This window comes from Microvirga calopogonii, from assembly GCF_003347665.1.
In the GTDB taxonomy this organism is placed as follows: Bacteria; Pseudomonadota; Alphaproteobacteria; order Rhizobiales; family Beijerinckiaceae; genus Microvirga; species Microvirga calopogonii.
This window is the reverse complement of sequence record NZ_QDGA01000006.1, coordinates 66,123-91,153: the sequence shown is the minus strand read 5'-3', so window position 1 is coordinate 91,153 and position 25,031 is coordinate 66,123. Positions and strand designations below refer to the sequence as shown.

The following is a 25,031-nucleotide window of genomic DNA, read 5'->3' as shown; positions in this document are numbered from 1 at the left end:
CTCTCTCTCCCTCTGGCTTGAAAGGATTGCCACCATGCGCAGGAAACGCATCCCTCAGTCCGTTATCCGCGAAGCTCAGAAGAGGATCGACCAGATCCGGGAAAACCTGGAGGAACTCCGGGCCCAGGAGGGAAAGGGGCGCGCCAATGCGTACCTTCGCTCCGAGCGCACGGCTAGTACGGGACAGGATGCCATCCGGGTCTTGATCCGCGCCGGAATGCCCCTTCCCGAATGGGTGGGAAACAACTGGCGGTACCTCGATGCGATGGGCTGGCATCAGCCACATCTGTCGCTGCCCTGGAACTCCTCCCTTATGTCCAGGTGCTAAGCGCCAGCAGGCCTCCCCATAACGCCGACCGCCGGCCGAGCCCTCCCCAATGCAGAGGTTCCTATGAAACTTCATTTCAAGCACAGCCCCGCCGAGTTCGCCGAGGCCGAGGATGACGAATACATGCTGATGAACGGTGGCCAATGGACCGGCGTCAGTGTTCAGGATGCCAGCTCGTATGGCGGGGGCTACTGCGTTAACCGCTATGGCCATGAGCGGTCGGACTCGCCCCTGAAGGATCTCGACTTCTACTCCGAGGATTGCGGGTCCTTCGACACCCTTGAGGCCGCCCAGGAGCGGGCCTTGAAGGTCCACAGTGGGGAATGGAAGCCCTAATCCGCTGGACTATCACTGGGATTGATCAGGCGGTTCATTGGAGTTCGCCGGCGGCGACATTTGACTCCCAGCGTCCTCGTCGACCTCGACGAGGGCGATCCCAGCTTCAGCCAGTTGATTGACCACATCGTCGACCTGCTCCGGTGTCGCCGCCCATGGCGGGAGAAGCCGATCAAGTTCTTCGGACGTGATATAGCCCCGCTTTTTTGCCTGCCGGATCAGTTTCCAATTGGCGGCCTTTCCTAGGTCAATGATCGGTCCGTCCATCCCCGCCTCCCGGTTGAAGCGAAATAGGCCTTCACAAGTAGGCTCCTGCTGGCCGTTTCAAGACCGTCGGGTTCTCAACCTCCTCAGCCTCCGCCGGGCAGCCTATAGGGCGGCGAAATAAAAAGTGGTATAATGACGATCTAATGCGCTTCGGCAGTTGCGACGATTCGAGTTTGCGGAGCAGGATATTACGATGATCAATCCAATCGTCTTCCACGACGACGAGGAATTTGGGGCTTCCCGTAAGGCGGTCAGCTTCCTCGAAAGCCGAGGCTTTTCGGTAGGACGAAACCAAGCTCATTCGCCCCGCGGCATCCTGTTCGGCGCCTACGATATTCAAAAGTGGCGCAATCTCCGTCCTCGCGAACGCGAGGCACTTCACGGAGAGCTGGCCGGAGACATGAGAAACGGCCCTGTCACCATTCAAATGCGTGAGAACGCTCCTGCAGAGGCTATGGCGGCCCTGCTCAACAATCAGAGGTGAAGACAATGGCTTCCAAAACAGAACTTCCCGCTCTTGTTATGGCCCCAGTCGACTGCCCGGTCTGCGGCGCTAAGACCGTGGCGCAGGCTGACAAGAGGTGCAAAGCCAACCAAGATCCCTCGCTGAAAGCGAACTGCATGGTGGCAAACCATGACGACGACGGCAACTTTGTCATGCCGACTGCCGAGAGCTATGCGGCTTTCGAAAAAGGATTTGCCGCCTTCATAGGGCAATAAGCCATTGCAATTCGAAATTTTTCTTCTATGACACCCCGCCGGAGATACGATGGGAAATAAACGGTCGGTCACCGCACAAAAAATCAGGTCCCGCCAAAGGACCGTGACAAGAAGAAGAAAAACAGATGCGCTTACTGAACTGCGGGCCCATCCGCGAGTTGAGATCGTCGATGACGAACGCGAGATGGGAAACTCTGTGATCGTTACCTTAAACCGCGGGTGGCGCTTCAACGACGACGGCGAACATGTCTTTGGCGAGGATACTCCGGAAGAGTGCCTAGCCGCTGTCAAAGCACGCGTTAAACCATGTACCTGCCAGGAATGTAAGGCGGCAAAACGGAAGGTGGTCTGCGCATGAAACAAAACAGCGCAAGCTCTCCAAAGCGCCGTCCGCCCGTTAGGAACTGGAAGCTGTACTCCGTGTCGGTTCCAGGCTTTGGGCGTGAGATCATTCACGCACTCTCGAAGCAGGCCGCCCTGCGCGAGGCCAAGAACTGCGAAGCCTTCGGTTCAATGTCCTTCGCACAGTTCCGTCAGATCGTAACGGCCTACATGCTCAAAGAGCCGCTCACCGACGATGGCTATGGGTACATCCGGAGCCAGTATGGCATCGAAGTCCGAGTTCACCGGGGTTGCTGGGTCAAGGATCCGAAAAGCGCGCATTACGGCAAAGTCGGAAACGTACTCTATGCGGGCCGTTCCGCTAACCATGTTCGGGTTGCCCTGCTCGGGCACGACACCCCGCTGAACTTCCACCCGTTGGATATCGGGATGGACATCCCGGCATACATCCCGGACGCAGCCTAGACCCTTCCCCGCGTCTTACACAGATCCCAGCCCGCCCTCCCGGCGGGCTTTTCTGTTTTGCGCTCTGCTCTCCCCACCTGGATCTCCCATGAACGTTGCTCCTTCCTATGCCGCCCAGATGGGCGATGACCTCATCCGCCAGGCTGCCAGTCTCCCTGACCTCAACGCGTCTTGCGCGCTGCTGCAAAACGCAGTCGGCATCACAGACGGCGGAATTGCCTCTCATCACTTCAGTGGGCGATGCCCCAATCCAGAAAATCCGGAAACAGGAGATCCGCTCGATTGGGAGGACGCTTGGCCCCTGATCTCACCTTTGGACCGCGAGAAGGAACTCCGGGCATGGCTTGCCTTGGAGGACTCGTTTCAGGAGAGGGGTAAGGATTTCTCCGCTATCGATGAGCCCGGCGAACGCATGACTTATCTCGCGGCCGCAAACGACCTGAAAGTCGGCGGCGTTGTCACGAACACGGGAATCCTTGAAAGCTACCCGTCTCACTTCATTGAGCCTGGAGCCCGGTTTGTGGTTGTCGGGAATGATCTCGACGCCGAAAGCTGTATCCTCGACATTCGGCTCTCCCCTCTGGACGCCGCTCGTATGAAGGGCGGCAACCTTCAGGAATGGGGCAATTGCGTTCAGTTCTATGGTCCTGAGTTCGAGCAATATGAGAACGATCCTGGCATCGATCCCTCTGACCGTGCGAACCCCGGCAACATGTGGTCCAAGGCCACTGTTGCACTGCGCAAGGACAATGACCTCCTGCCACTTGATCACAGAGTCGCTGCGGTCTTCACTTTCCTCCTTGCCGAGAGCATTCGCGACAAGATGGCCGAAGTGGTCCGCCGCAATGCTGTCGAGGAAAGCGAGATTGTCTGCCATAGCCATGACTTCTGCGATGAAAACATGGTCATGGCAGCCGCAATGGCCTTCGTCCTGGGGCGCCCCACTTGGATGCCCTCGGATTGGGAAGAGGGGCGCTGCAGCGAAGCCGAGCATGAGGCAGATTTCGCCCTGTGGGGGCGAGCCTGGGATCTGGCAAAGACCTCATACTTCCTCGCCTATGGTCATCCCGATGATAGTGAAGGTGACCGAGGCGACCTCGAGGAGGAGGGCCAGTCCCGCTACGAGGCGCTGTACTCTCAGCGGGGAGAATACTGGTACGTGGATTTCCGAGACGCCGACGGCGGCACAACCGTCGCAGGTGCCAACGGTGAATTGCGCCTAAGCGAGGAGGAAGCCCGGTACATTGCCGAGCGCCTCAATGAGGGAGACCCTCTCGTCCTGGTCCTCGCGCTCGCAAGGAAGCCGAAAGCTGAAAATCCGCTGGCGGCGCTCCTGCTTGAACTCCTGCAATATGTCGGAGGCTGGGATCAAACCGACCCGGAACACCCGATCGTCAGGGCCCGCCTCGCCTACGAAGGCGCGACCGGAACGGTGCTGAACGGTCCAGAGACGGACCTTGAGTTCCGACCACTGATCGACAAGACCGTATGGCGGCACTGCCGACAGCTTGGGGTCGCTGCAGACTACTGCATCCTCTACCAGCGCGCGGACGGATTTGATGGCTGGAGCCCCTTCGCAACGTGTGCGCCTGAAACCATCGAACGGATCAAGCGAGATGGGCTCCGGGCCCATGCCGCCCTTCTAAAGCTGTTCAAGGCCTGAGCGGGCACACCTCCATCAACTCCAGGAGACGAAGACGATGAGCCATGAGACTCCGCGTGAGGAGGATCCGAGTGACGAGGTCAACAGCCTCCAGACGCGAACGCTGTTCAACCCGGGCAACACCCGATCGTGGATTGCAACGGCAGGCCATTCACGCCTGGGTGTCGGGTTAAGTTCGTCTTGCCGTCACACTACATCAACACATTTTCAGGCTCGGGAAGCCTGATATCCAATTTCGATCCATACGGAGGCGTCACGATACGGGCGGATCATGAGCACAATTATTACGACCAGAGAGGCAACATCGCCGGTCGTCGTCATGAAGTTTACGCTACCAGCCGGTATCATTCCGATGGGGCCTATGAAGGCCATCGAGTAACGCTCGCCGGTTTAGGCGACCCGCATGAACATGGTGTCACTCAGACCTATGTCGAAATCATCGACGGTTGATTGCTTGGAGAAGATGCGTTCAAGATCAATTTGAAATCCCCGGAAAAGGAAAAGACATGACACAGAATGGCCGCTCGACCATCCAAGTCCTTGCCAGTTCCCTCGATCCGCACCAGTTCCTTCCGGCCGATCGCCGCAGCGACCTGATCGGCCTCTCTGCATCGTTCCCGGCGAACGCCATCCGCCAAGCGATCCGCGCAACCGCCGCTTCGCTTCAGGGCCGCCGGAGCGAGGAGGATTCCATTGATCCGGAAATCTTCGTCCCGGACAGCCGCCAGACGGAGCTCATGGACCTGGCGCCGACGGACGGGACAACCGCCGTCGACCAAGCGATCCGGGAAACCGCCGCATTCCATCTGCTTGCGACCCGCAACGCCCACTAAGCAGCATAGGAGGCCTTCATGGCCTCCTATTTTTTCCGGTTGCCGGCAAACCCCATCACTTTTGATCCTAATAGAGTTGCGATCCAATGATTTGAGAAACCCCGGAAGGAAAATCGAGATGGCCTTCACCTACGCTCTCAACGTTATCGGCAAGCGCACCGTCGGCACCCGCAAGGCCTTTGCAGGCGTAAGCTACGGATTCGCTGTCACGCAGGGGACGGCAATCGAAATCCTTTCGAGCCTTGGCCTCGCAGAAGACCTCGAATTCATCAATGCCGACGCAGACATCACCTGTGTTCAGGTCGATGCCCAGAAGCTCCTTAGTGCTTCCATCGATCCCAAGAAGCAGAGGATCAACGGCCAGCAGCTCGGGTTTGACTCGAACCTTGAATGGGAACTCTCCGGACTGCTCAAGGTCCAGGGGGATCTTCGCGCTAGCGAGAGAGCCACTGTCTTCCTCGAACTGAACTAAGCCGGTTCTCGCACCAACCCGGAAAAGGCTCCCTAAACGGGAGCCTTTTTGTTTGGGTTTGCGCGCAAACCCCGTTCATTCCCTCGGCTCATGCCCGCGAACAAATGAAAGCTTAAATCCCCGAAAGGCTTGTCCTATGAGAGTCATGCGCTTCAACTCCTTGCAAGACGCCTCCAAGGCCACCCAGGCGGATCTGGTCGCTGAATATCGAAATGTCCGGATTGCCGACGACCACGAGTTCCCGTCGAACTTGGACCGCGATCGCTACGCGAGGGTGATCTATACGATGGGCTCCTTCCTTTACGGCCACGAGTTCATCGCCCTGGTCGGCGCCGAGCCCGAGTCTCCCGACGTGATGATCCAGGAAGGTCGCTACCCCCACCGCGCCCGTTACTGATACCGCCTCCAATCCATTGAGAATGGTTCGCCTGGACGGAAGCGAAGTCATCTGTTGGCGATCGGTGCACCAGGACGATCCTGATGGAGGAGCCGCAACCTGACAGAATGGGCAAGTTTCTCACCCGGTGGATGAACCCGCTGTTGAAGAAATCCCCGAAAGGATGACAACGATGTCCGTGACGGTTTCCGCTGTTCTCCCGAATGTATTCGCCATCGAGGGCGCCCCGCAGCGTGAAATTGAAATCACCCGCGATGAGGCCGTGCAGATCGTCACAGCCATCAAGACCGTCGGCACCGCCGATCCCGACTTCATCGGCCTCAACGACTGCCAGTTTGGCTATTACGCCATCCGCTCAAACCCGACTGGCGTCGCTGAGGCTGTTCAGACCCTTGGCTCGGATCTACGAGCCAAAGTCGCAGATCATTTGTCCTTCGCGGTCAAACATAGCCTGAGTGTAACCGTCGAGACCCGGGACGACATGGCCTACAACGGCGCAAAGCCGATCCTGCGGGTCGAAGGCGAGCGCATGGATGATCCGCAGGTACAGTGGACCGGAAGCCATGCGGTTGAGGCCCTCCGGAACGTCGGAATCGTCTATGACACCGACAATCCGCACGCGCTCTCCGCAAAGGAGCTCGCAACAGCCTGCGAACAGCGGCTCGACAAGGTGTCGGATATGGACACCGCCCGTCTTCTTGAGATCGCTGAATACGCGATCAGCCAGGCTGGCCCGGACGCACAGGTCCTGGCTGCCTAACCGGCTCTCCCCTCTTCCGCCATTCTTTTTCACCGCCCATCCAAGGATCGGACGAATGATGCTGCGCGCCGACAACGACAATCTCACCTATGATGAATTCGAGGCCGGCGCGAAGCCAAACCCTAGTGTCGCTCCGGTCCGGATGGATGCTCAAATCATTCTTCAGGGGCGGGTACCGGGTGGCTTCATCGTTCTCCAGAAGACCGTGAAGCCTGGCCCTGACGGAATGCCGGTCCTGACCGCAGCTCCCCTGGCGATGATGCCTCATCCGGAGTGCCCACCCAACCGGCCTGTGGCAGTCCAGCCGTCGGTCATCGATCTCGGATCGCGTCACGCGAGACCCGCGTTCATCCGAGGCGTCGTTGTTAACCAACCGACAGCCCCGGTGGAGATTTGCTGAAAACCGAATTATAATGCGACTGTAACGTATCCTAATTCGTTGCAAGCGGGATGTGTGCAACAGATCCGGAAATCCCCGGAAGAAAGGATGATTGGAATGGCGATCCTCTCTGCCCGCATGTCCGGTATCACTCAGTCCGAAGGGCTGTTCGGATTCAACATCCAAATGCTTCCGAACGGAGACTCCGAGACCGTTCTCGCCGAGATCGAGGTTCCCCCAGCCTTTGCCAGCGAGCACGAAGCCCGCAACAAAGCCCAGACGGCGCTTATGTGTTACGAGCTTACAGGGAAGTTCCCAAACTTCTCCGATTGGCATCCTCAACGGCCCTCCCTGATCTCCAGGGTTCGTGAGCTTCGGGATTTGGCGAAATGCAGCTTGAAGGAGGCTGTCTCGGCCCTTTCTCAGGCCAATGAGCCGCGGTTCGCCGGCGATGTCCTGATGGCCTTGGCGGCTATCAAGGATGAAACGGGGGCTCATGATCGGTCGGTCCAGTGGCGGATCGAGAACCCGGCGCTGGATCGGGCGTTTCCAGTACCGAACTTCTAAAACGACCAAGCAATCGCGAAGGAAAGCCCGTCTTTGACGGGCTTTTCGTTTGTACGAGTCACCAATCCCAGTCTTTGAGTCGAGATGAGGTCTCGCGATCAGGGCAAGCAAAATTCCCCAAAAGGAGCTTCGAACATGCTGACGGTGAAATTCGCCTCGAGCCTCTCCGCCACCCTCTATCCGAACCTCCTGAAGACCGTCCTACCGCTCCTCGGCACCGATAGCGGTGTGGTTGTCCAGAAGGATGGGGCTGACCTTGCACTCGTCCGAATGGGCGAGGATACGATCACCATCCGAGAGATCCCCGCCCACCTGTTCGTGACAGAGGAGAACTTCCCCTTCGATCCCATGGTCTTCGAGGCATTCGCCCTCGAAGTCAGCGGTCCAGGCGAAAGCCTCTTCCACACCATCGGCCGCTGCGTTTCGGGCTTCTGGGATGCCCGTCACATTCATATCGGCGACCACGGGATCGCGGTCTTCCATGAGAATGACCGGCCAGAGCACCTGGGGTCGGAATTCACGTTGACGTTCTTCTCCTACGGTGACCTCCGGAAGGTCGCCAATCAGGGCTATGGCTACAGCGACGGCGGTACCGTCCTTGGAGCCGACTTTAAGGACCTCGCGTCGGCGCCAATCGAACCCGCGGAGATCAAGGATGCCCCGAAAGACTCGGAAGCCGACTTGATGAGGGAGTTTTACGCTCGGGTCCGCTCCCTCATGTGGGAGGAGACCTCAATGCATCTCCAAGCGGATCTCAAGGAGTTCCAGGCTTGCCCAAGGCTGCCTCTCGAGGATTGAGCCGAAAGCTTGGCGGAACCCTCGCACAAGCCAGCCATTCTATCTGGTGCCTTCCTCAATTCTAGGATGACTGCATGCGCGTTGGCCTACCCGAACGCCGATCCTGTGAGCGCTACCGCACCGACCTCGAAGGGTGGATCACGGCCGATCCGCCCCACGAGCCGCAGCGGTGCACCATCTGGGACCTGTCGGAAAAGGGGGTTCGGCTGGTTTTCCCTGAACTGGCCGATGTTCCTGTCGAATTCCAGCTCAGGATTCCGAGCCAAGCCGCCGTCGCGCAGGTGCGCCTCGTCTGGACTGACGGCCACTTCTATGGGGCCAGGTTCACCGACTAAGCTGTCTCCCACCATTTTCGAAAGCCGGCACATCTCAGGTCGGCTTTATGCATGGGTGCATCCTTCAGGGAGAAAACCCATGCTTGAGCTATACCTGCTCCATGGCTGGACCCGCCTCGACGAAGACCTTGAGGACTGGGGCTTGATGACCCCCAAGAACGACAAAGCCGACGGGTGATCCCGGCGCCCTCTTGCTCGTCCCCCCTTCAGCCGGTGGGACACTTCTGAAACTTCTTGCCCCAAAGCGGCTTCACTTCGGTCCCTGAATTGGGGGATTGCTCTCCCAACTCCAGCGGCCCCTTGCGCTTATGGCCAGGGACTTCCGCAATAAATACGTACCCACTGTCGGGAGCCTTGCTGATCATGATCCAAGCATGCTTCCCGTCGGCATGAGCGCCGCCGCCGAAGGTGTGGCTCAACTCGACGCCCCGGTATTCATGGGGCGTCCCGGCGTACGTGATAGTTACTTTCTCGACTTCGACCTGGACCTTGTCCGACGAAGGATTTTTGCAGTTCAAGGACCACGTACCCCGATATTCCGGATATTCGTCCAGAGTGAGAGCCGACGCAGGAAGAGACGCAGCCAGGAGTAAGGTTGCCGAAATAAAAGCACGCATTATGGATCCCTTAGGTAGAGATCCCCTTCTAAGGCCACCCAACTCCGCCGGTAAATCGACGATTCTCCTTTCCGGTCGGTCATCAACGCTTCTTTTGAAGATCGGTTAGTCACTCCCGCAGCTTCTGGGCTCGCTACGAAATCCGAGCGCAGATCAACCGGGCTTAAACCCCAAAATCGATCCACCAGAGAGGCACGATGTCCAGCAATCCCTTCGAACATCTCTGTCACTCCATTGATCCGAACGGATCGATCCACACTGTTTCAGCCCGTACATATCGAGATATAGGCGCGATGGAGTCCTTCAGGAAACATTGGCCGGCGACAGGTTTCTCGACGAAGTTTCAGGGGACCATTGAGGACTTTACTAAGGTGAGTTCCGATCTTCCCGCGGATGAACAACAGCGCCTGAAACTTGCCGAAGCCTTCCCGCGGTTCTCTGGGAAGATCGTGGAACATCCCAGTCCAAAGGCCTTCTTCGAAGCCATCGGCTACGTCGGAGAAACAAAGCGCCAATGCCGCAACGGCTACCGTCGGTGGAGGCGAGCCGCACTAGTCGGAAACGGCGTCCGCCTGATTTCCACCGCCCCATTTCGCGTCGCTCTCACCTTCTGAAAGGCGAATTTCGATGGCCGACAAGCTCTCCGCTCTCAAGAACCTTCACGCCGACCTGAAGGCTGGTCGCGGTCCCGATCGCGCTCTGGACGCCAGGATCTTCCAATTCTTCGATCCCGAGGCGCGTACACTCCCGTGGCCGAAATGGATCGAGCTGCAGATCGGCGGCCGGGATGACTTCAAGGGCATCAAACACTTCACCAGTTCGGTCGATGCCGCGCTTTCTACGTTCGCCGATCCTGACGCAGCGTCGATCCTCCGGGAGGTCGCCCGGGACCTCGAAAAGCCGCAGCATTCGGACAGGGCCGGCGTGCTCCCTCATATCGCTCGAGCGATTGTGCTCAAGAACATCGAGCACACGATCATGCAGATGACACTGACCGGCGACATTTTCTCCCACGGATTTCGCCCCGGCCAGGCCGTCAAACTCACCAAGGCTGTAAGCGCGGAGGGGACAACCTTCCAGTCGGGAACGGAGATGGAGATCGAGCAAGTCTATGACAACAGCATCGACCTCATTCATCGCGAAACCGAAATCCTGATGTGGGTACGACCCGACGAGATTGAACTCACCTCTCTAAGCTGACGCGTTCAAACGAGCCTTCCGGGTTTCCTGGGTTTCTGGAAGCTGACTAACAAGCATGTTTCGACGTGCCAGCTTCGAGAGAAAGGAAAGGAAAATCCCCATGAAGTTCTTGCACATGCTGCTCAGCCTCACCGTTCTGGTCCTTCTGAGCACCCCCACGCACGCCCAAAGCCTCGCCGACCAGTGGAACGAGTACAACAAGCGCAAGTTCTACCGCGAGAAGATTGAGGGGCTCCATGCGGCTCACCCAGCGATGCTCGATCTTGGCAAGGCCAGGAAGGCCATTAAGGCTGGCTGCAAGACCCTGCGGAGCCGGGGCGAATTCGACAATTGGCTCGACCGCACCGCGTCCGGTGAAAAAACGGACGGCTTCATGGAGCTGCAGTGCTGTCAGCTCTACGGTGTCGGTTTCATTGCTCGCGCCACTTCAGCGCTGGCGGGGATCTTGAACCCCTACCAGGGTCCGAAGATCGGCCCTAAGACGCCTGGCGCCGCCTATCTTGGTGTGATCGACGGGGGCATTGGAGATGCCACGGACGCGCAATACAAGGATCTCGCCGGTAAGCTGGAAGCGAGCGGGAAACACACGTGGGAATCCACGATGAAGCTCTGCCAGCGCGTGATCGAGGTCGGGGCTCAAAGGTGAGCCGACAGGGGTGCCGGGACACTCGGCACCCCTCGCTATTCGTTAAAAGAGCGACATTCTCTGAAACCCGGCCCTACAACACCGGCCGTCGAAGGAAGTCGTTTATCGGGATGCTTGGTTTCGCCCTGGACCATACGGAGAGTAAGGAAATGCGTCTCCCCCGCAACGCTCACGATCCCATCCCTTGCCGTCTGTCTATGGAGGACATCTTTGCTAAGGCTGGCGCCTTTGGGCAGGAATGGAAATTCACCGTCGGCGCCCCGGCAGCTTCACTGCTGGCGGTCATGGGTGGCAAGACAGCCCTTATGAACGAGGCCGTTGACGTCATCCTCGGGAGCATAGTGACTGCTTAGTGGCCTATGGGAAGGAGGACTTCCTTGTCCTTCTCCTCCCCTCGAGCGACGTCAACAGCCCCGCACGAACTTCGACATCGCCCGCTGCCTCGGGCACCTGGTTCTTCACCTGCCCATGGTGCAGAAGGAGCATGGCGAAAAAGCCGGACTGATTGTCCGGCACTACGCTTCCACACAGGACGGAAAAGCATGCCAGATTGAGGCAAACCAATTTGCCATCGGGCTCCTGGCTCCGCCACACCGGCTTCTGAATGAGTGGAGGCGCACAAAGGGCGACATCCGCCAGCTTAGGGAGATCTTCAGAATCCCGGGCGATCTGATCAAGGATGTCGGTAAGCTCTACGAGGAGCAGCAGGCCTCATCCCTTTGCTCCTAGGATAATCGGCCCTTACGGGTAAAATGGCCCATGGGTGTCGTTTTGGCTCAATCCAAGCAAGTGATCATCGGATTGCTGAAATCCCCGAAAAAGGAGATCGGCTCATGACGGATCAGACCAATTCACCGCTTCGGAACGACGAGGGCCGCCCCATGGAAAAAATCTCCCGCGCTCAGCTTGAGTCCATCGCCCGCTGGATCGGCGCCGTCACCTCCCACCCGGACGCCACGGCCGAGCAGCTCGACGCCGTCTACCAGTACGTGAGCACCGCGCCACTCGCCGAACTGGCCGAGACCGCCCAGTCACTCGGTTACTGAGAACAGGGCCCTGACGGTAACCTCTTTCGAGGGCCGTTCGCGAAGGAAGATGATTTTAAATCCCCGAAAGGAATGAAGATCATGGACGCAGTTGGGATCATTTACACGCTGGTCGAGACGCAGCGCCTGGCTACGATCGCCGTTGAGGGCCTCAAGAGCCAGCTGTTCCGCATGGAAAACGAGGAACTGCTGGACGGCTTCCTCTTTGGCCGTGACCTCAACGCAATCCGCGTCGCCGATGACGTCAATGCTGAGGACGCTCCCTTCACGATCATCGGCTTTAACGCCGACTCCATCTCTGAGATCGTCGATATTATGTCGCTGACCGGCGGCGTCGAGCATCTCGGGATCCGCGAGATGGCCTACTCGTCCGAACCCTTCACGATCCCAGCCTCGGAACTCGAATACCTGGATGTCGCAGGCGACTGCTGGATGCAGGTCGAGGACTACAAGGCTCCGCCGGCGCATCTCGGAATGCTGACAGTCTCCGCCAACGACAACGGCGTCGAGGCTGAACTCATCGAGGACGCTGAGATTGCCGGTTCCGAAGTTCCGGCCTTCTTCGATGAGCCCGAGGCTAAGAGCGCTGCGCCCACTCCTGCCAAGAAGCAGTATGACCGACCGTGGCTGCCGCCGAAGGAGTATTTCAAGATGCTCCGCGAGACCGGCCAGTACAAGCCGCGGGAAAAGGCCCCTGACTCGAAGCCCAAGAAGCGGGTCCGGTCCGATGCCGAACGCCGCGCCATCGCTGGGCACTTCGCTCGTAAGCGCCAGCAGGCAGCCTAACAACGGTCGGCCGACGAAAGTCGGCCCTCCTCCGAGACACTCACTCGCTTCCGGGTGTCTCTGATGAGGGTCGCCTCTGACCCCGCCTCACCTTTCTATTACAGGACGGTGCACACATGCATCATGATACGCCCGGCAATGCCGGCGAGCCCATCGCCGTGGGCAAACGTGTCCGCTATATCGGCAATCCCACGATGACGACGTGGAACCGTCCCTGCATCGGGATGACGGGACGCCTCACCCGGTCGCAGGTCCTGGATTCCGCCATTACCGAGACCCGGATCGAAGTCTTCGTCTTCGAGCTTGAGGTCAAAGGCAAGTGCCTCCGGAATTGGATGTTCGTCAGAGGACATGAGGTCCTTCCGGTACCGGACGATGCTCCGCCCCAGGGCGAGGTCTCCATGTTCGGCGACTGCTCCTATGAGGCCATGCTGAAGAAGGCAGGAATCGTCAGCTCGGATTGCTCCCGGCCCTGAGGCCGAGAGCAGGTTTCACTTCTTAAGCGCGAGGATCAGTACGGCAACAGCCGAAATAATCTGCGCGACGTCGACTACTACGGTCATGTCCATTGGAATTATCCATGAAATGACCCATGGCCACAGGTCGCTAAACCTAAGGCAGAGCTAGCTCCGGTTTGAGAACGTCGCGGCTTTGAAGCTCTTACAGCTTCCCATCCGGCCGGTACGGGCGCTCAGGAACGGTTCTCTTCCATTCCTGAGGTAATGTCTCACGCCTATTCGGCGTGTCTGACAAGCACCAACATAAGCGCCCTTCTAACTGGTTCAAGAGTTTTCTAGCTTCCCAGCGCGTTCGAAATTGTGGACGGACGTCCTGTCGCTTTCCTCCCGGAGGGATCGAACTCGATGTGATCCAAATCCCCGAAAAGGATTAAGTGATGGCAAAGGCGGCTCCCCACGAATGCACCCGTTGCGCCGGTACGGGAATGACCACCCACATCCGGGTCCACTACGGCGTCCCTGGCCTGTGCTTCGCCTGCGACGGCGACGGCAAGCGCGAAACCCAGGTGAAGAACATCGAGGCCGCCAAGCGCGCAAAGCAGATCCGGGCACTTGCCGAAAAGGCCAATGCCGAAATCCGTGCCCTTGCGGAGGAGCACGGCGGTCAAAATCTCCACCTTCCCTATGAGAAGCGCCGAGCCTTCGCATTCACCGAGGTCTTCTCCACTGCTCAGTACGCTGAGAAGTTCAACATGAAGCCCAAAGAGGCCTTCATCGAACTCGCCCGCTCCTGGCCGCATTATCGGATCTGGACCGACGAACAGGGGCAGCCGAAGGGCTGGTGGTACGCATGAAATTAGAAGCCGCCCTCGGAGGCGGCTTTTTTCATGCTCGAGACCATAAACCCCGCCGCCCGGGACCTCGCATTTTTCTCCCGATCTGACATCGCGAGTTCATTAAGATCAAAATCCCCGGAGAAACACGATGGCAGCAGCGACCCCAGCAATCGAGATGGGCATGTTCCGGCAATTCTCGTTTCTGAGCTTCCATACGGCGCTGGACGCTTTCATGGCCGTTACCAAGGCCGATCCTACCGGGATCATCCCGATCAGCCATGACGTGACCAACAACCTGGTTCAGGTGTCCGAAGTGGACGGGAACACGGTGCAAGAGATGCTCCGGGCTGCCGGAATCAATGTCAAGGGAGAGAGCGTCACCCTTGAGCTTGGGGAGGTTTGGGACGTCGACCCGAAGATGTTTCCGGAGCCGGACCTGTTTAGCATCAATGCTTTGAGAGCCAACCCCTGACAGTTGCGGCCACCCAGGTCCAGAATGAGTGAAGCAATCGATAAATGGCGCTCACCTTCGACTTACTCTCGTCTGCCAGTGGAATTAATGCATTCGTTCGTTCCTTGGGCATTCGCCGGATAAATCTATAGCCCTCGCTATTCAGCTCATCATTCACAGCATCACATACGCCCGTCATAATGTATTGAGCATGGTCATCGGGAATTCTCATGCTTACGTCAATCGGCGTGAAATCGGGGACTGATCGGCAAAGTCCGAGAACCTTGTGTTCATCCCGGATATCCTGGGAAACAAAGGCCACGCCGACTAGGTACGGTCGGCTATGAAGGACGCCCTCCTTGCTCAACAGACGGTCTATAGCCTTCGCGCCCTCGAACTCAACCCAGTCGAGGATAAGGTTTCCTGGTTGACCAAACCCGACGTGCCAGAGCTCTCCACTAAGGACATTGGGGGAGTAACTCGTTTCATCCATATAAGCAGGCACAAGTGCATACGGGCCATCTGCGTCTGACGGTAACCTCCCAAGCATGACCATTAAAACAGTGGGGCCATAAGTAAGCTGATCGAACTTGGCATTATTCTCGATTTTTTCGATTAGAGACTCAATTCGGTCGGCTCGGGTGGCACCAACCTTAAATCCTGACAGCTCTAATGCCCCACCAACGTGGACACCAGGTTCTTTCGCACGCTCATCAAGGTCAGCTTGGATCTCCAATGCTTCATTCATGATCCCCTGATGGTGATACTTACCGCCTTGCACCTCAAGAGCTTTGACTTCGACAAAGAACCTAATTCCGTCTAACTCACATTCGAGATCTGGGCGTTGTTGCTTATGCCCCCCAGTCCCTGGCGTTCGTTTAAATTTTATACCCTGCTTATCAAGCAGTACACATGCTACCCCCTCGCAGTAAACTTCATATGCTTGAGCAATCGCCGCGAAGTTCTGCAGAGTGATCGCATTCACAAATGCTCTAAATTCCTTCTCAATTGATTGAGCAGTCGGACTTCCGTTGAGAGCTAAGCGTTCGATCTCATCAAGCATCTCCGGAGAAATCCTCCAGACAGTGAAATTCGTTGTTATGCCAGCATACTGCTTGCAGACATTTCCCCATAAATCACGCAGCACGGTTGATCCACTCCCGTTATTTTGCCTCCGTAGCAAATTGGAGGCTCCGAAACTCTAAGCCGAGTATCACGACTTAACGCATCTTGCGTCGGAAAAGCTCAGTGGTGGCCAAGATCATCGGAAACTTTGAGATGAAATCCCCAGAAAGGAAGAGGTCCATGCCCGAGCTCCGCTACCACATCGTTCCGCAGGGCCTGATGATGTCGGTCAACGGTGAGCCGACCTATTGGCTCGATCGCAAGGCCTCCTTCGGCATTCTCTGGGAACACATCGACGACACTCAGGTCGAAATCCTCCGGCACGGACGGGTCGAGATGGTGATGGAGCGCGAGGCCTCGTTCAAGGCTTTCTATGGCGAGCTCGGCGGGGCGACACCGCGCACGGGCCGCTCTTTCGTGATTGTCGAGCAACTCGATCACGGCACGATCGACACTCTCAACCGTGTTCTGGCCGGCGAAGCGAAGCCCAATGCCGCCGTCACGGCCATGCAGCGGTTGTCTCGGGAGGCCCTGTTGCGGGTGATGCCCGCCCACAAGCACTACATGCTCGAAGCAGCCTGAGGGAGGGCCATCATGCACCCTCGCCTCTATCGCCCTCGCCAGGTCGTGGTCCTGCGGCTTCACCGGGAGACCATCGCCTCACGAATGGCTGCAGCCTTCGTGTCTCTGCGCGATGAGCCAAGCCGACCTCGCGAAACCTTCCTCCGCCTCCGGGCCGAGGAAGCCCGTCACGCCATCCGGCATCCGGGCCGCAGACACCGCTGACCCACGGGAATTTTCTGTCCTTCTGAGATGGGCAGACACCCTGAGATGAAAATCCCCGAAAGGACTGGCCATGGCGTTCGATTTCTCGAAGATCAAGGTTCTCACCCCGGATGAGCGGGCAGCACGGGAGGAGGCCGAGCTTCAGGCCCAGATCGCCGAGGATGCCAAGAAGCGGGAGGAACTCTCCAAGCACACGATCACCGTGACCCTGAGTGAGTGCCCGATGCACCGGTTCACGACATCCGGGGACAAGATCGTCGCCTTCCACGGCGCCGATGAGCGCGGCCGCGGCTTTAGCGGGACCTACTTCGTCCCATACTTCCGGGAGCGCTCCGAGATCGACGCGATGCTCGCCCCCATGGATCAGGGCACGACCGTCGTGGTGCGCGGCTACTGGAAGAAGCGCACCTGGCGCAACCAGCAGAACCAGGAGGTCGCGTCCTGGGAATTCCAGATCCAATTCGTCGAGCCCAAGCAGGGCTAATTCGTCATCCTGAACCATAGGAGCTTTCGCCATGGTTGAAGCCAAGATCGTGTCCGCCCGCATCACTCCAATCTCCCGAGACCGCTTTGGACCGCTGCCGGAGGTCTTCGCCACCTTCGACGACGGTCGCGAAGTGAGACTGTTCGACTACTACCCGGATGAGCTCAGCTTCTCCGAACGCGAGTTCGTCGGCCTGACCGAGGCAGAGGGACGTCGCCTGAAGGTCACGAAGGACGCCGCGTACCTCCGCTCCTAAGCCTCCCCACTCCATTCCCGAGAGAAGGATCGTGCCGATGCCGGCTACCACCGACCTGATCGCCACCCACCGTTGCTTCGTGTTCCCGGACAAAGACACGGCCGTATCGGTCTATGGCGAACTCATGCTCATGACCGAAACCGATTATATGGGCCTGTTCATTGAGCCCCAGGCCAAGACCATCCTCGTCAATGAGCCGTTCGGCGATGCCTTTGTGTCGCTCCTCGATGACACCGGCAATCTCGGGCCCGAGGTTATGGTGAGACAGAAGATCGGCAACGACTTCTATGATCTCGGGAACGGGATCGAGGTCCTGCAACGGGCCTGGAAGACCCTGCAATACGGCATCGGCACCGACGGAAACCTCTATCTGATGAGAGGGCCCGATACGGTTCTGTCGATCCCGGCCGACGGCAAGCTCGGGCTGTTCTTCGAAACCGACAGCATCCTGGGCGGTACCCTGCATAAGCATGGGCCGGCCGAACTGGTGCAGGAGCAGTTCAACAAGCATCGCCAGGCGTTCCGCTATGCCGGTCTCTATGACAAGGCCAATGCCCTCCAATTGGTCGAGATCCCGGTCGCGGTCCTCACACCGCCGATCATCGCCGAATTAAACGCCTGCCTTTCGATTTCGGGCCGGATCGGGCGAATTACGGATCATCTCAACACGTTCCACTGATCGGAGCAGACATGGACGATTGCCCATCCTGTGAGGGCACCGGGGAGCGCGACTGGCTCAGCGGTGCCCGCTGTCACGAATGCAACGGCACGGGCATCGCTGAGGACGATGATCCGTGCCCTGATTGTCGAGGTGATAACGCCTGCTCAGGCCGGTGCTTGGAGAACCCGTCCGGTCACTAAGAGTTGAGCGGGCGGCTGATACGAAAGTCCTCGAAGAGGTCGCTCACGAAGTGGTGGGAGGCACTCTCCAACGCCCGGATCCTCTCTTCAACCAGGTCGGCGAGAACGCTCCTAGGGTGCGAATTCCGCAATTCGCTCACCGCATTCTTGATCTGCTCGAGATCCAAGGGAGAAATCGTCGCCCTCTGACTACCTCTTGGCCCTTGTTCCAAAGTCATTCCTCGTCTCCACGTGTGCCGACGATGCGGCGGAATAGCCCCAGCCCAACAGCCACCCCGAGGTGGGGTCTGCCGATGGCGGTTTCTATTGAGGCCCTGATTACGAAATCGTTATTGCGCCGGCTCTTCACCGGCATGTGAACAATGGCTCACCCACAGCATCGGGTCGATTACGCCAGGGGTAATCGGAATCGTCCCCGGTCGGCCGCCTAAGCTGGGGAAATTTGACCGGTCCTGTCGAAATTTGTCTGATTGGGCTACAACAGGGGAAAAGGGGAGGATGACGCTCCCCAAGATCATTGGGGGAAAACGATGTTCTCGTTCCTGTCGCAATTCTTCCTGGGAGAGCCGCCGCAGGCGCGAGACTTCAATATCGGGGCGATCTACCACTCCCCGAACCTCCATGCGTTCTTCATGTTCGGTCTTATTCTGCTCTGCATGTGCCTGACACCGGCAGCGGTCGCCCTCTGGAAGTCCCAAAGGCAAGGATGGGCCAGTATGCTGGGCCTGCTGGCTGTTATCGGAGTCGTCATCGCTACAGGGGGCGTTTACGCCAGCGGATATTCAGAGGCGAAATACCCGAACCTCCAAGGAGCGCCGGGCAAGAAAACAGCCGCCGCCGGCAGCACAGCCTCCCGCAGCTTCGATTAACCTGTAACGGGCGCTGGCTGGGGGAAAACCCCAAGGAGCCACTTGCCCGTTAAAGGAAGGGAGGACGGTTGGTGGCCGAATTCATCATTGAGGCGACGATCACAGGGCCGCAGGCGAGCATCGGCGAATTCAGATCCCAGTTTCTGGGTTCCTTTCCTGTCATCAAGAAGGACAGCTCCGAGGAGATCATCGTCGCCCTATCGGGAGGCGACCAAGACCCCCGTCCCACTCTCCTGAACCTGTCCGGCGAATTCCCCGCCCTGACTTTCTCAATTGTGGAATACACGGCCGATCTCGGGAGAGAGCAGGTATCCCATCGCTGGATCGCGCAAGACGGCGAAGCGCACTCGGGCTTGTAGCGGCTCAAACCCGGGCGTTCGGGGGCATCCGGTCTGATCCATCGCACTGGGAATGTCCGGAATCTTATTTCGGATCATGAGCGTGACGATGAATTCGGAAAAATCCCCAGAAAGGATCAGGACAATGGCGCGCTTCAACCCGGTTCAGGCAGCTCTCGCCAACGCCCGCAGCCAGGGCCGCAGCACCCACAAGGTTGTCGACACCCGTAAGAAGGGTAAGGGCGTGGCTTACAATCGCGCAGCCACCAAGCGCCGCGACGACTACTGAGCCGCCCCATCCATCGCCCGCCACCGTCGAAATAGAAAGCAACTTCGATGCGCAAGATCGCGACCTTGTTTCTCGCCCTGCTGACGCTCGGCATCTCCTTCGCGGAGGCCGCAGCACAGTCCCGATATCCCGGAGCCTATGCTGACAGCCGCTATGGTCGGGATCGATACTCCGCCTACGAGCGCGGGTACCGGCCTCAATATGCCGAACTTCCTCACTATGACCGCCCACGACACTATCGGCGGGGCAGCGGCGACGCCATCGGATCCGGGATCCTGGCATTGGCCCTGGGAGCAGCCCTCGTCGGCGCGATCGCCAACCAAGCGCAAGCCCAGTCTGCTCCACCGCCTCCGGCTACAACGGACCCCCAGCTCGCGGCCTACTGCGCCCGCCGGTTTCGATCCTACGATCCAATGACCGGGACCTACCTGACGGGAGCAGGCGAACGCTTCGTCTGCACCTATTGATCGATGGTGCTTTGACGCCACGGGAGAGGCTCAACACGAGCCTCTTTTTTTATGTTCGGGTCAAGAAACCCAGCCATCATCCGGATTACGAATTTGTAATCCCCCGAAGGCGCTTCGTTCATCCACGATTTATTTCCGCCCCCCGATAATCTGTCCTATAAACCGAGGCGCCAGACGGAACGGCTGTCACCATGCCGGACCCGTTTGGACCTCACTGATAAAGGTCAATCAGACGATCATGCGTAAGCTAACTTCTCTCGTTCTCGCCGCCTCTGTCTTAGCGGCTCCTGTGTCTCAGGCGATTGCAGCACCCCGAGCCAAGATGCCAGAGATCACCAAGCAGTACCCGGGTGAGAGCTACACCCAATACCGCCGGTATTACGGCGATCCGCGCTACTATGGCGGCCCACGCTATTACCACCGCCACGGCGGAAACGGCGGCGCGGTTGCTGCTGGCGTGCTTGGTCTGGCCGCTGGCGCTCTGGTCGCTGGCGCGATCGCCAACCAGGCGCAGGCCGCGCCTCCTCCGCCTCCCGGCACCCAGGATCCGCAACTCGCGGCCTACTGCGCCCGCAAGTACCGGTCATACGACCCGGTCACGGGAACGTTCATGGCAAACAACGGCTATCGCTACGTCTGCACGTACTGATTGGCTCGGTCCCAGACGAACGCAAAGAGGCTCCAATCAGGGGCCTCTTTTTTTATGAGCGTATCGTCAAACCTCTGGAAACCCGACCAATCACGATCCGGGATTTCTTCAGTTCCTCTGAAATCATTCCATCGATCCGATGATTTGAGAAACCCCGAAAGGTTCGAAATGACCGATGCTCCCGCCTCCCAGCCGCAGGACCTCCCTAGCGATCCGATGACGGATGTCGGTCACCTCCTGATCCGCGCCTATAATGGCGACCAGTTCGATCCGTTCTTCGTGGCCGGTCACCCGAGCCGGACTAAGGAGCCGAACGTCATCATCCGATCCTGCTTCTATTACTCGATCCTGATGACGCCGAAGATCACGATGATCTACGACAACAGCGGCCGCGGCGGCATGTGCGACATGACCGTCGACGAGATTTCCGTGATCTGGAAAACGCCCGCGCTGCTCGAAAGCCTCGGAACGACCTTCGAGGCCCTTCAGGATGGTACCGCCGTCATTACGGCGAAAGAGGCACCGAAACCGGACATCGACCTCTGGGCTCGGATCGCGGAGGCCGAAGGGAAGGTCCTGAAGGCTGCTTAACTCAGCGCAGCTCGCTCCGGGGATAGGAATACTCGTTTTGAGATCCATCCTCGTGCCGCTCGACGATCCGGACCCGCTTACCTTTGTCGAGAGCCTCAAATGTTACGACGCTATCCAGCGGATCGGTTCGCCAGCGCCCGGTTTCGGTGGCCCAGATCACACGGTTCCCTTCAAGGCGACACCGATAGCTCCAAAGCTTGCCATCGGAAGGCCGGTTGTAGGTGATGACAGAAATTTCGCCATCGGCCTGGGCTTTCATGATGGATGGCTTCCTGCCCATCACACCGCCAATAGCGGCACGACAAATCTCACCTCGCTCAGCCGGAGTAGGTTCGGCCGCATAAGCCGATACTGACACGGCTAACCCTACGACCAGGATTCCAAAACGTCTCATCGCTATTCTCATTTGAATTCTGGTATGGGGGCTACCAACGCTCGATCAATTCCGCTGCCGGATTACCTGCTATGTTGCCGAAATTCCATAAGCCACTTCTCATGAGCGCACTGCTTGGTGCCACTCTGAGCGCAGCTGGGACAGGTCCCACCTCTGCCGGTGAGCTCTATATCTATGAGCACAACCTGTCGGTCATCGACTGGTTTGTCGTCGGAGATAAAATCAAGGCAACCTATTCCAAGCCAAAGGCCAGCCTCGCGGCGGCAGGGGTCAAGGAGGGAGCAGTCCTTTTCGAAGGGGACTACGAAGGAAACCGGATCGTCGGCACCGCGTTCGCTTTCAAATCCGGCTGTGCCCCTGCCGCCTACCAGGTGATCGGTATGGAGCAGGGAAGCCAGATCATCCTTCGCGGTCCGGGCCCAGTCAGATCCAAGACCGGATGTGACGTCATCGGGTACTCCGCAAAAAGCCCTCATGCTGAACTGACGTTCCACTATTCTGCCACCCACCATTGATCGTCAGGCCCTTGCCTGCCTGCTGGATCCCGCCGGGTCAGCCTGTGTTATGATCCGCAGTGATTCAAACGGACGGTTGCAGTGATGGAGGCGTCACTCCTTAGCAGCTTCGCTTGCCATGACGGGCAGGAAAGCCTCGTCCTCGGCCAGAGGCCGGACGGCTCCATCGCTCACATCTCGGAGGTGCCGCGAGGGACGGCCTGCGAGTGCACCTGTCCCGGCTGCGGGGCTCCCCTCGTGGCCCGGAAGGGAGAGGTCCAACACCACCATTTCGGTCACCAGGGCTCTGAAGACGGACGGCCCTGTAACACAGGACCGGAAACCGCCCTGCACAAATTCGCCAAGGAGGTTCTGGAACAGAAGCTACACCTCTTCCTGCCGTCCCTGGACTTTTGGGACGGTCCCGAGAGGTGGGTGGGCTTCGAAGGGAAGTCCTATGAATTTGACGCCGCCGTCCTGGAGAACCGTCTGGGGGAGATCATTCCCGACGTCATCGTTCGAAAGGGAAACAGGGACCTGATCGTCGAGTTTGCTGTCACCCATGAATGCGGGCCTGCCAAGATCGCCCAAATCGCCGATATGGACATCAGCGCCATTGAGGTCGATCTCTCCAAACTACCGCGCGACATCTCGCGGAAAGGGCTCGAAGACGCCATCCTCAACTCGGCCCCGCGCAAATGGCTCCACAATCCGAAAATCCGTGAAGGGCAGCGGGAACTTGAAACCCGTCGGCGCCGGCGAGCCGACGCGCTCTCCCGGCAGGTATCCTCTCTTATGAAAGCCTATCGAGCGGCTCTTGAGAACCATCGAACCTCCCGCAATGCGTGCTTGGCGGTCGGCCGTATCGAAAACGATGGCATGGAGAGGGCGATTGGCCACGATGTCCCCGGATCGGGTTGTTTCAAGGTCCCACCACGCGATTGGCAGGCAACCATCCTCTCCGGTGTGATTGAACAGGCTGTTGTTGGAAGATCCGCCCATATCACTATCAAGGAGGCGCTCCGGAAACTTAAGGATCGAGGCTGGATCAACTTCCGTTTTAGCCGGATCTCTGAAGACCAAGCGGCTGTACTGCGGGAAAGCTCGGTCCAATTCGAATTTCCGGAATTCGCAATTCAGGCGTGGGCCACCGCCCTCTCACGCCAAAGCGTCCTTGTCCCCGTCTCCAGCACCGGACGTTGGATTCTCCACCCCATGATCGTCAAGGAGATCCAGTCCAAGCGCCTCGCCGATAAACAATCCGGATAATCGCTTTCCCATAGCACCGGAGGATGTTTTCGATTTCGGGATCATTGCCGCGAACAGATGATCGGACCAATCCCCGAAAGGATCCTCACAATGGACGCGAGCCGCTACTCCCTGAAGCTCCATAAGGACTTCCCCGGCAAGGGCTGGCTCCTTGAGCTCCACATGAACGACAGCGACGAAGAGGATGTCGCCTTCGTTGAGACGTTCCGCGCCACTGCCTTTCGCTATCTCGGCGCGGCACCCCATGGGTTCATCCGCCACGAGGACGGCAAGCGCTTTGTCGATACCTGCTGGTTCCTGCAGGGCGAAAGCTCGACTTGGCTGATGTTTGAATTCTGGACCAGCGACCAGACGGCAATTCTCGACGGGGTTATCCGCGTCATTGAGGCGCTGGAGACCCAGGGCGTATCCGCCGTATTGCAGTGATATAGTGCCGCCATGGCCGATCACTTCAAGTCCACCTACTATGTGCTCGATCCCAAAGGGACCGTGCATCGGATCAAGACCAAGACCATCGGGGAGCTAAGAGCCCTCGATAGCTTCCGCCGCCAATGCCTGATCCATGGCTATACGGCCAAGGACGAGGAACAGGTCGAGGCTGACATCGAGGCCAAGATCTATGAGCAGATCTTTGGTGGGGACGTGATCAAGCACGAGGTCCAGCACGCCTTCCTTGAGGCAAATGGCACGCTGGTCGATCACGACAATCCAAATTCGTTCTTTGGGGCCATCGGTTATAGCCGCACCTTGAAAGACCGCTGCAAAAGGCAGCACAAGCGGTACATGGATGACGGGAAACTTCCGGGTGGCGGCTTCGTCTGCAATGACCCCGCGCCTTACCATGTCGAGCTGCCGGGATTCTCCGCCTGACCCGCGAACCCGCCCTCACAAAGGGCGGGTTTCCTCATGCTCACATTTACAAACCCCATCGCCCTGATCCTGGCTCATCTCAATTCTCGATTGGGAATGTGAAGAGATGATCAAAAAATCCCCGAAAAGGAGCAAGGCGATGGACACCCTCGAGCAATTCACGGTTCTGTCCGGCATTCGCATCCAGGTTCTGGCCCAGGCTATCGCCTGCAAGACAGCCTTCGCCCGCGACCTCCATGAGCGCCTGGCACAGCACCTCGCCTACATCTGTAAGAAGCTCCGGCTGGAGATCGCAGTCGCGGCCCGCTTCGGGGACGAGGACAAGGGCGCCTTTGGCTGGGAAGGCCCGGACGAGATCCACCTGATCGACACCCTCTACATCGATCACGGCACCCGCGAGTACCAGATCAATGGCGAGAGCTGGTACTCCCTCGATGGAGACGGTGAGCCGATCGCCTCGCCCGCGACCGCCGAGCAGACCGAAGGGCTTGATCGCTTCATCGAGGAACTCGCTCAGTACGGCGTCCTGGTCACAGCCAACTACGTGTTCATCCCCTGCGAGGAGCAGATCGCCGCCTGAAGGCCGC

Annotated in this window: 42 protein-coding genes; 38 read left to right on the top strand and 4 right to left on the bottom strand. The window is 58.4% G+C overall.

Annotation, left to right across the window (positions count from 1 at the left end):
- Positions 1-34: 34 nt before the first annotated feature.
- Together DDF70_RS08375 and DDF70_RS08370 are read left to right on the top strand one after the other, a co-directional pair.
- Positions 35-328: a hypothetical protein gene (locus DDF70_RS08375; RefSeq protein WP_114944420.1), complete on the top strand. Its 294-nt coding sequence runs from the start codon at positions 35-37 to the stop codon at positions 326-328.
- A 63-nt stretch (positions 329-391) separates the two neighbouring features.
- Complete coding sequence (locus DDF70_RS08370; protein WP_114944419.1) at positions 392-664, top strand: hypothetical protein; 273 nt, start codon at positions 392-394, stop codon at positions 662-664.
- 12 nt (positions 665-676) lie between these two features.
- On the opposite strand, the gene DDF70_RS08365 is transcribed toward DDF70_RS08370, so the two are convergent.
- Positions 677-931, bottom strand: coding sequence for an RNA polymerase sigma factor region1.1 domain-containing protein (locus DDF70_RS08365; protein ID WP_114944418.1), 255 nt, complete (start codon positions 929-931; stop codon positions 677-679).
- A 193-nt stretch (positions 932-1,124) separates the two neighbouring features.
- On the opposite strand from DDF70_RS08365, the gene DDF70_RS08360 reads away from it, so the two are divergent.
- The 12 genes from DDF70_RS08360 (at position 1,125) to DDF70_RS08305 (ending at position 8,662) form a co-directional block, all read left to right on the top strand.
- Complete coding sequence (locus DDF70_RS08360; protein WP_114944417.1) at positions 1,125-1,415, top strand: hypothetical protein; 291 nt, start codon at positions 1,125-1,127, stop codon at positions 1,413-1,415.
- Between the two features lie 5 nt (positions 1,416-1,420).
- The gene (locus DDF70_RS08355; RefSeq protein ID WP_114944416.1) at positions 1,421-1,651 is read left to right on the top strand and encodes a hypothetical protein; all 231 of its coding nucleotides are present in this window, start codon (positions 1,421-1,423) and stop codon (positions 1,649-1,651) included.
- Between the two features lie 354 nt (positions 1,652-2,005).
- Entirely contained in the window at positions 2,006-2,458 is a 453-nt protein-coding gene (locus tag DDF70_RS08350) for a hypothetical protein (RefSeq protein WP_162820278.1), read from the top strand.
- Positions 2,459-2,546: 88 nt separating this feature from the next.
- Positions 2,547-4,121, top strand: a complete 1,575-nt coding sequence (locus DDF70_RS08345) for a hypothetical protein (RefSeq protein WP_114944414.1) — start codon at positions 2,547-2,549, stop codon at positions 4,119-4,121.
- Positions 4,122-4,627: 506 nt separating this feature from the next.
- Positions 4,628-4,954: a hypothetical protein gene (locus DDF70_RS08340; RefSeq protein ID WP_114944413.1), complete on the top strand. Its 327-nt coding sequence runs from the start codon at positions 4,628-4,630 to the stop codon at positions 4,952-4,954.
- A 118-nt stretch (positions 4,955-5,072) separates the two neighbouring features.
- A complete protein-coding gene (locus tag DDF70_RS08335) occupies positions 5,073-5,426 on the top strand; it encodes a hypothetical protein (RefSeq protein ID WP_114944412.1) in 354 nt (117 codons plus the stop codon).
- A 145-nt stretch (positions 5,427-5,571) separates the two neighbouring features.
- Positions 5,572-5,823, top strand: coding sequence for a hypothetical protein (locus DDF70_RS08330; RefSeq protein WP_114944411.1), 252 nt, complete (start codon positions 5,572-5,574; stop codon positions 5,821-5,823).
- A 172-nt stretch (positions 5,824-5,995) separates the two neighbouring features.
- A complete protein-coding gene (locus DDF70_RS08325; RefSeq protein WP_114944410.1) occupies positions 5,996-6,583 on the top strand; it encodes a hypothetical protein in 588 nt (195 codons plus the stop codon).
- 55 nt (positions 6,584-6,638) lie between these two features.
- On the top strand, positions 6,639-6,983 hold the full coding sequence (locus DDF70_RS08320) for a hypothetical protein (protein ID WP_114944409.1): 345 nt from the start codon (positions 6,639-6,641) through the stop codon (positions 6,981-6,983).
- Between the two features lie 96 nt (positions 6,984-7,079).
- Complete coding sequence (locus DDF70_RS08315; RefSeq protein WP_114944408.1) at positions 7,080-7,529, top strand: hypothetical protein; 450 nt, start codon at positions 7,080-7,082, stop codon at positions 7,527-7,529.
- 135 nt (positions 7,530-7,664) lie between these two features.
- Positions 7,665-8,327: a hypothetical protein gene (locus DDF70_RS08310; RefSeq protein ID WP_114944407.1), complete on the top strand. Its 663-nt coding sequence runs from the start codon at positions 7,665-7,667 to the stop codon at positions 8,325-8,327.
- A 74-nt stretch (positions 8,328-8,401) separates the two neighbouring features.
- The gene (locus DDF70_RS08305) at positions 8,402-8,662 is read left to right on the top strand and encodes a PilZ domain-containing protein (protein WP_114944406.1); all 261 of its coding nucleotides are present in this window, start codon (positions 8,402-8,404) and stop codon (positions 8,660-8,662) included.
- A gap of 206 nt (positions 8,663-8,868) precedes the next feature.
- Here the strand turns inward: DDF70_RS08305 and DDF70_RS08300 are convergent, their stop codons facing one another.
- The gene (locus DDF70_RS08300) at positions 8,869-9,279 is read right to left on the bottom strand and encodes a hypothetical protein (RefSeq protein WP_114944405.1); all 411 of its coding nucleotides are present in this window, start codon (positions 9,277-9,279) and stop codon (positions 8,869-8,871) included.
- 197 nt (positions 9,280-9,476) lie between these two features.
- On the opposite strand from DDF70_RS08300, the gene DDF70_RS08295 reads away from it, so the two are divergent.
- The 8 genes from DDF70_RS08295 to DDF70_RS08250 all read left to right on the top strand — a co-directional run bounded on the left by DDF70_RS08295 (position 9,477) and on the right by DDF70_RS08250 (position 14,723).
- Positions 9,477-9,893 carry a hypothetical protein gene (locus DDF70_RS08295; protein ID WP_162820276.1) on the top strand — a complete coding sequence of 139 codons (417 nt, stop codon included), beginning with the start codon at positions 9,477-9,479 and terminating at the stop codon, positions 9,891-9,893.
- Between the two features lie 13 nt (positions 9,894-9,906).
- A complete protein-coding gene (locus DDF70_RS08290) occupies positions 9,907-10,479 on the top strand; it encodes a hypothetical protein (protein WP_114944403.1) in 573 nt (190 codons plus the stop codon).
- A 100-nt stretch (positions 10,480-10,579) separates the two neighbouring features.
- The gene (locus tag DDF70_RS08285; RefSeq protein WP_114944402.1) at positions 10,580-11,125 is read left to right on the top strand and encodes a hypothetical protein; all 546 of its coding nucleotides are present in this window, start codon (positions 10,580-10,582) and stop codon (positions 11,123-11,125) included.
- A gap of 833 nt (positions 11,126-11,958) precedes the next feature.
- Complete coding sequence (locus DDF70_RS08270) at positions 11,959-12,171, top strand: hypothetical protein (protein ID WP_114944399.1); 213 nt, start codon at positions 11,959-11,961, stop codon at positions 12,169-12,171.
- A gap of 81 nt (positions 12,172-12,252) precedes the next feature.
- Positions 12,253-12,957, top strand: coding sequence for a hypothetical protein (locus DDF70_RS08265; protein WP_162820275.1), 705 nt, complete (start codon positions 12,253-12,255; stop codon positions 12,955-12,957).
- Between the two features lie 116 nt (positions 12,958-13,073).
- Positions 13,074-13,433, top strand: a complete 360-nt coding sequence (locus DDF70_RS08260) for a hypothetical protein (RefSeq protein ID WP_114944397.1) — start codon at positions 13,074-13,076, stop codon at positions 13,431-13,433.
- A gap of 419 nt (positions 13,434-13,852) precedes the next feature.
- Positions 13,853-14,269 carry a hypothetical protein gene (locus DDF70_RS08255; protein WP_162820274.1) on the top strand — a complete coding sequence of 139 codons (417 nt, stop codon included), beginning with the start codon at positions 13,853-13,855 and terminating at the stop codon, positions 14,267-14,269.
- A gap of 130 nt (positions 14,270-14,399) precedes the next feature.
- A complete protein-coding gene (locus tag DDF70_RS08250) occupies positions 14,400-14,723 on the top strand; it encodes a hypothetical protein (RefSeq protein WP_114944395.1) in 324 nt (107 codons plus the stop codon).
- On the opposite strand, the gene DDF70_RS08245 is transcribed toward DDF70_RS08250, so the two are convergent.
- The gene (locus DDF70_RS08245; protein WP_114944394.1) at positions 14,698-15,765 is read right to left on the bottom strand and encodes a hypothetical protein; all 1,068 of its coding nucleotides are present in this window, start codon (positions 15,763-15,765) and stop codon (positions 14,698-14,700) included. The two genes, DDF70_RS08250 and DDF70_RS08245, sit on opposite strands and share 26 nt — an antisense overlap.
- Positions 15,766-16,007: 242 nt before the next feature.
- Here DDF70_RS08245 and DDF70_RS08240 point away from each other — a divergent pair, with 242 nt between their 5' ends.
- From DDF70_RS08240 to DDF70_RS08190, 11 genes are all read left to right on the top strand, one after another.
- A complete protein-coding gene (locus tag DDF70_RS08240; RefSeq protein WP_114944393.1) occupies positions 16,008-16,409 on the top strand; it encodes a hypothetical protein in 402 nt (133 codons plus the stop codon).
- Positions 16,410-16,421: 12 nt separating this feature from the next.
- Positions 16,422-16,613: a hypothetical protein gene (locus DDF70_RS08235; protein ID WP_114944392.1), complete on the top strand. Its 192-nt coding sequence runs from the start codon at positions 16,422-16,424 to the stop codon at positions 16,611-16,613.
- A 70-nt stretch (positions 16,614-16,683) separates the two neighbouring features.
- Complete coding sequence (locus DDF70_RS08230; protein WP_114944391.1) at positions 16,684-17,097, top strand: hypothetical protein; 414 nt, start codon at positions 16,684-16,686, stop codon at positions 17,095-17,097.
- A 31-nt stretch (positions 17,098-17,128) separates the two neighbouring features.
- Positions 17,129-17,353, top strand: a complete 225-nt coding sequence (locus DDF70_RS08225) for a hypothetical protein (protein ID WP_114944390.1) — start codon at positions 17,129-17,131, stop codon at positions 17,351-17,353.
- Positions 17,354-17,390: 37 nt separating this feature from the next.
- Positions 17,391-18,032: a hypothetical protein gene (locus DDF70_RS08220; RefSeq protein ID WP_114944389.1), complete on the top strand. Its 642-nt coding sequence runs from the start codon at positions 17,391-17,393 to the stop codon at positions 18,030-18,032.
- 712 nt (positions 18,033-18,744) lie between these two features.
- Positions 18,745-19,083 (top strand): hypothetical protein, encoded by a 339-nt coding sequence (locus DDF70_RS08210; protein ID WP_114944387.1) that lies wholly within the window; start codon positions 18,745-18,747, stop codon positions 19,081-19,083.
- Between the two features lie 71 nt (positions 19,084-19,154).
- The gene (locus DDF70_RS08205; protein ID WP_162820273.1) at positions 19,155-19,442 is read left to right on the top strand and encodes a hypothetical protein; all 288 of its coding nucleotides are present in this window, start codon (positions 19,155-19,157) and stop codon (positions 19,440-19,442) included.
- Between the two features lie 88 nt (positions 19,443-19,530).
- Positions 19,531-19,710, top strand: coding sequence for a hypothetical protein (locus tag DDF70_RS36440; RefSeq protein ID WP_162820272.1), 180 nt, complete (start codon positions 19,531-19,533; stop codon positions 19,708-19,710).
- A 47-nt stretch (positions 19,711-19,757) separates the two neighbouring features.
- Entirely contained in the window at positions 19,758-20,177 is a 420-nt protein-coding gene (locus DDF70_RS08200; protein WP_114944385.1) for a BA14K family protein, read from the top strand.
- A gap of 238 nt (positions 20,178-20,415) precedes the next feature.
- Positions 20,416-20,826 carry a BA14K family protein gene (locus DDF70_RS08195; protein ID WP_245435410.1) on the top strand — a complete coding sequence of 137 codons (411 nt, stop codon included), beginning with the start codon at positions 20,416-20,418 and terminating at the stop codon, positions 20,824-20,826.
- Positions 20,827-20,994: 168 nt separating this feature from the next.
- On the top strand, positions 20,995-21,417 hold the full coding sequence (locus tag DDF70_RS08190; RefSeq protein WP_114944384.1) for a hypothetical protein: 423 nt from the start codon (positions 20,995-20,997) through the stop codon (positions 21,415-21,417).
- Position 21,418: 1 nt separating this feature from the next.
- Here DDF70_RS08190 and DDF70_RS08185 read toward each other — a convergent pair whose 3' ends face one another.
- A complete protein-coding gene (locus tag DDF70_RS08185) occupies positions 21,419-21,676 on the bottom strand; it encodes a hypothetical protein (protein WP_162820271.1) in 258 nt (85 codons plus the stop codon).
- Positions 21,677-21,912: 236 nt separating this feature from the next.
- Between DDF70_RS08185 and DDF70_RS08180 the strand changes: the two genes are divergently transcribed.
- The 5 genes from DDF70_RS08180 to DDF70_RS08160 all read left to right on the top strand — a co-directional run bounded on the left by DDF70_RS08180 (position 21,913) and on the right by DDF70_RS08160 (position 25,024).
- Positions 21,913-22,326, top strand: coding sequence for a hypothetical protein (locus DDF70_RS08180; RefSeq protein WP_162820270.1), 414 nt, complete (start codon positions 21,913-21,915; stop codon positions 22,324-22,326).
- Positions 22,327-22,563: 237 nt separating this feature from the next.
- Complete coding sequence (locus DDF70_RS08175) at positions 22,564-23,574, top strand: hypothetical protein (protein WP_162820269.1); 1,011 nt, start codon at positions 22,564-22,566, stop codon at positions 23,572-23,574.
- Between the two features lie 90 nt (positions 23,575-23,664).
- A complete protein-coding gene (locus DDF70_RS08170) occupies positions 23,665-24,000 on the top strand; it encodes a hypothetical protein (protein ID WP_114944380.1) in 336 nt (111 codons plus the stop codon).
- A gap of 12 nt (positions 24,001-24,012) precedes the next feature.
- Positions 24,013-24,444, top strand: coding sequence for a hypothetical protein (locus tag DDF70_RS08165; RefSeq protein ID WP_114944379.1), 432 nt, complete (start codon positions 24,013-24,015; stop codon positions 24,442-24,444).
- A gap of 139 nt (positions 24,445-24,583) precedes the next feature.
- Positions 24,584-25,024 (top strand): hypothetical protein, encoded by a 441-nt coding sequence (locus tag DDF70_RS08160; RefSeq protein WP_114944378.1) that lies wholly within the window; start codon positions 24,584-24,586, stop codon positions 25,022-25,024.
- The last annotated feature ends 7 nt before the right edge of the window (positions 25,025-25,031 follow it).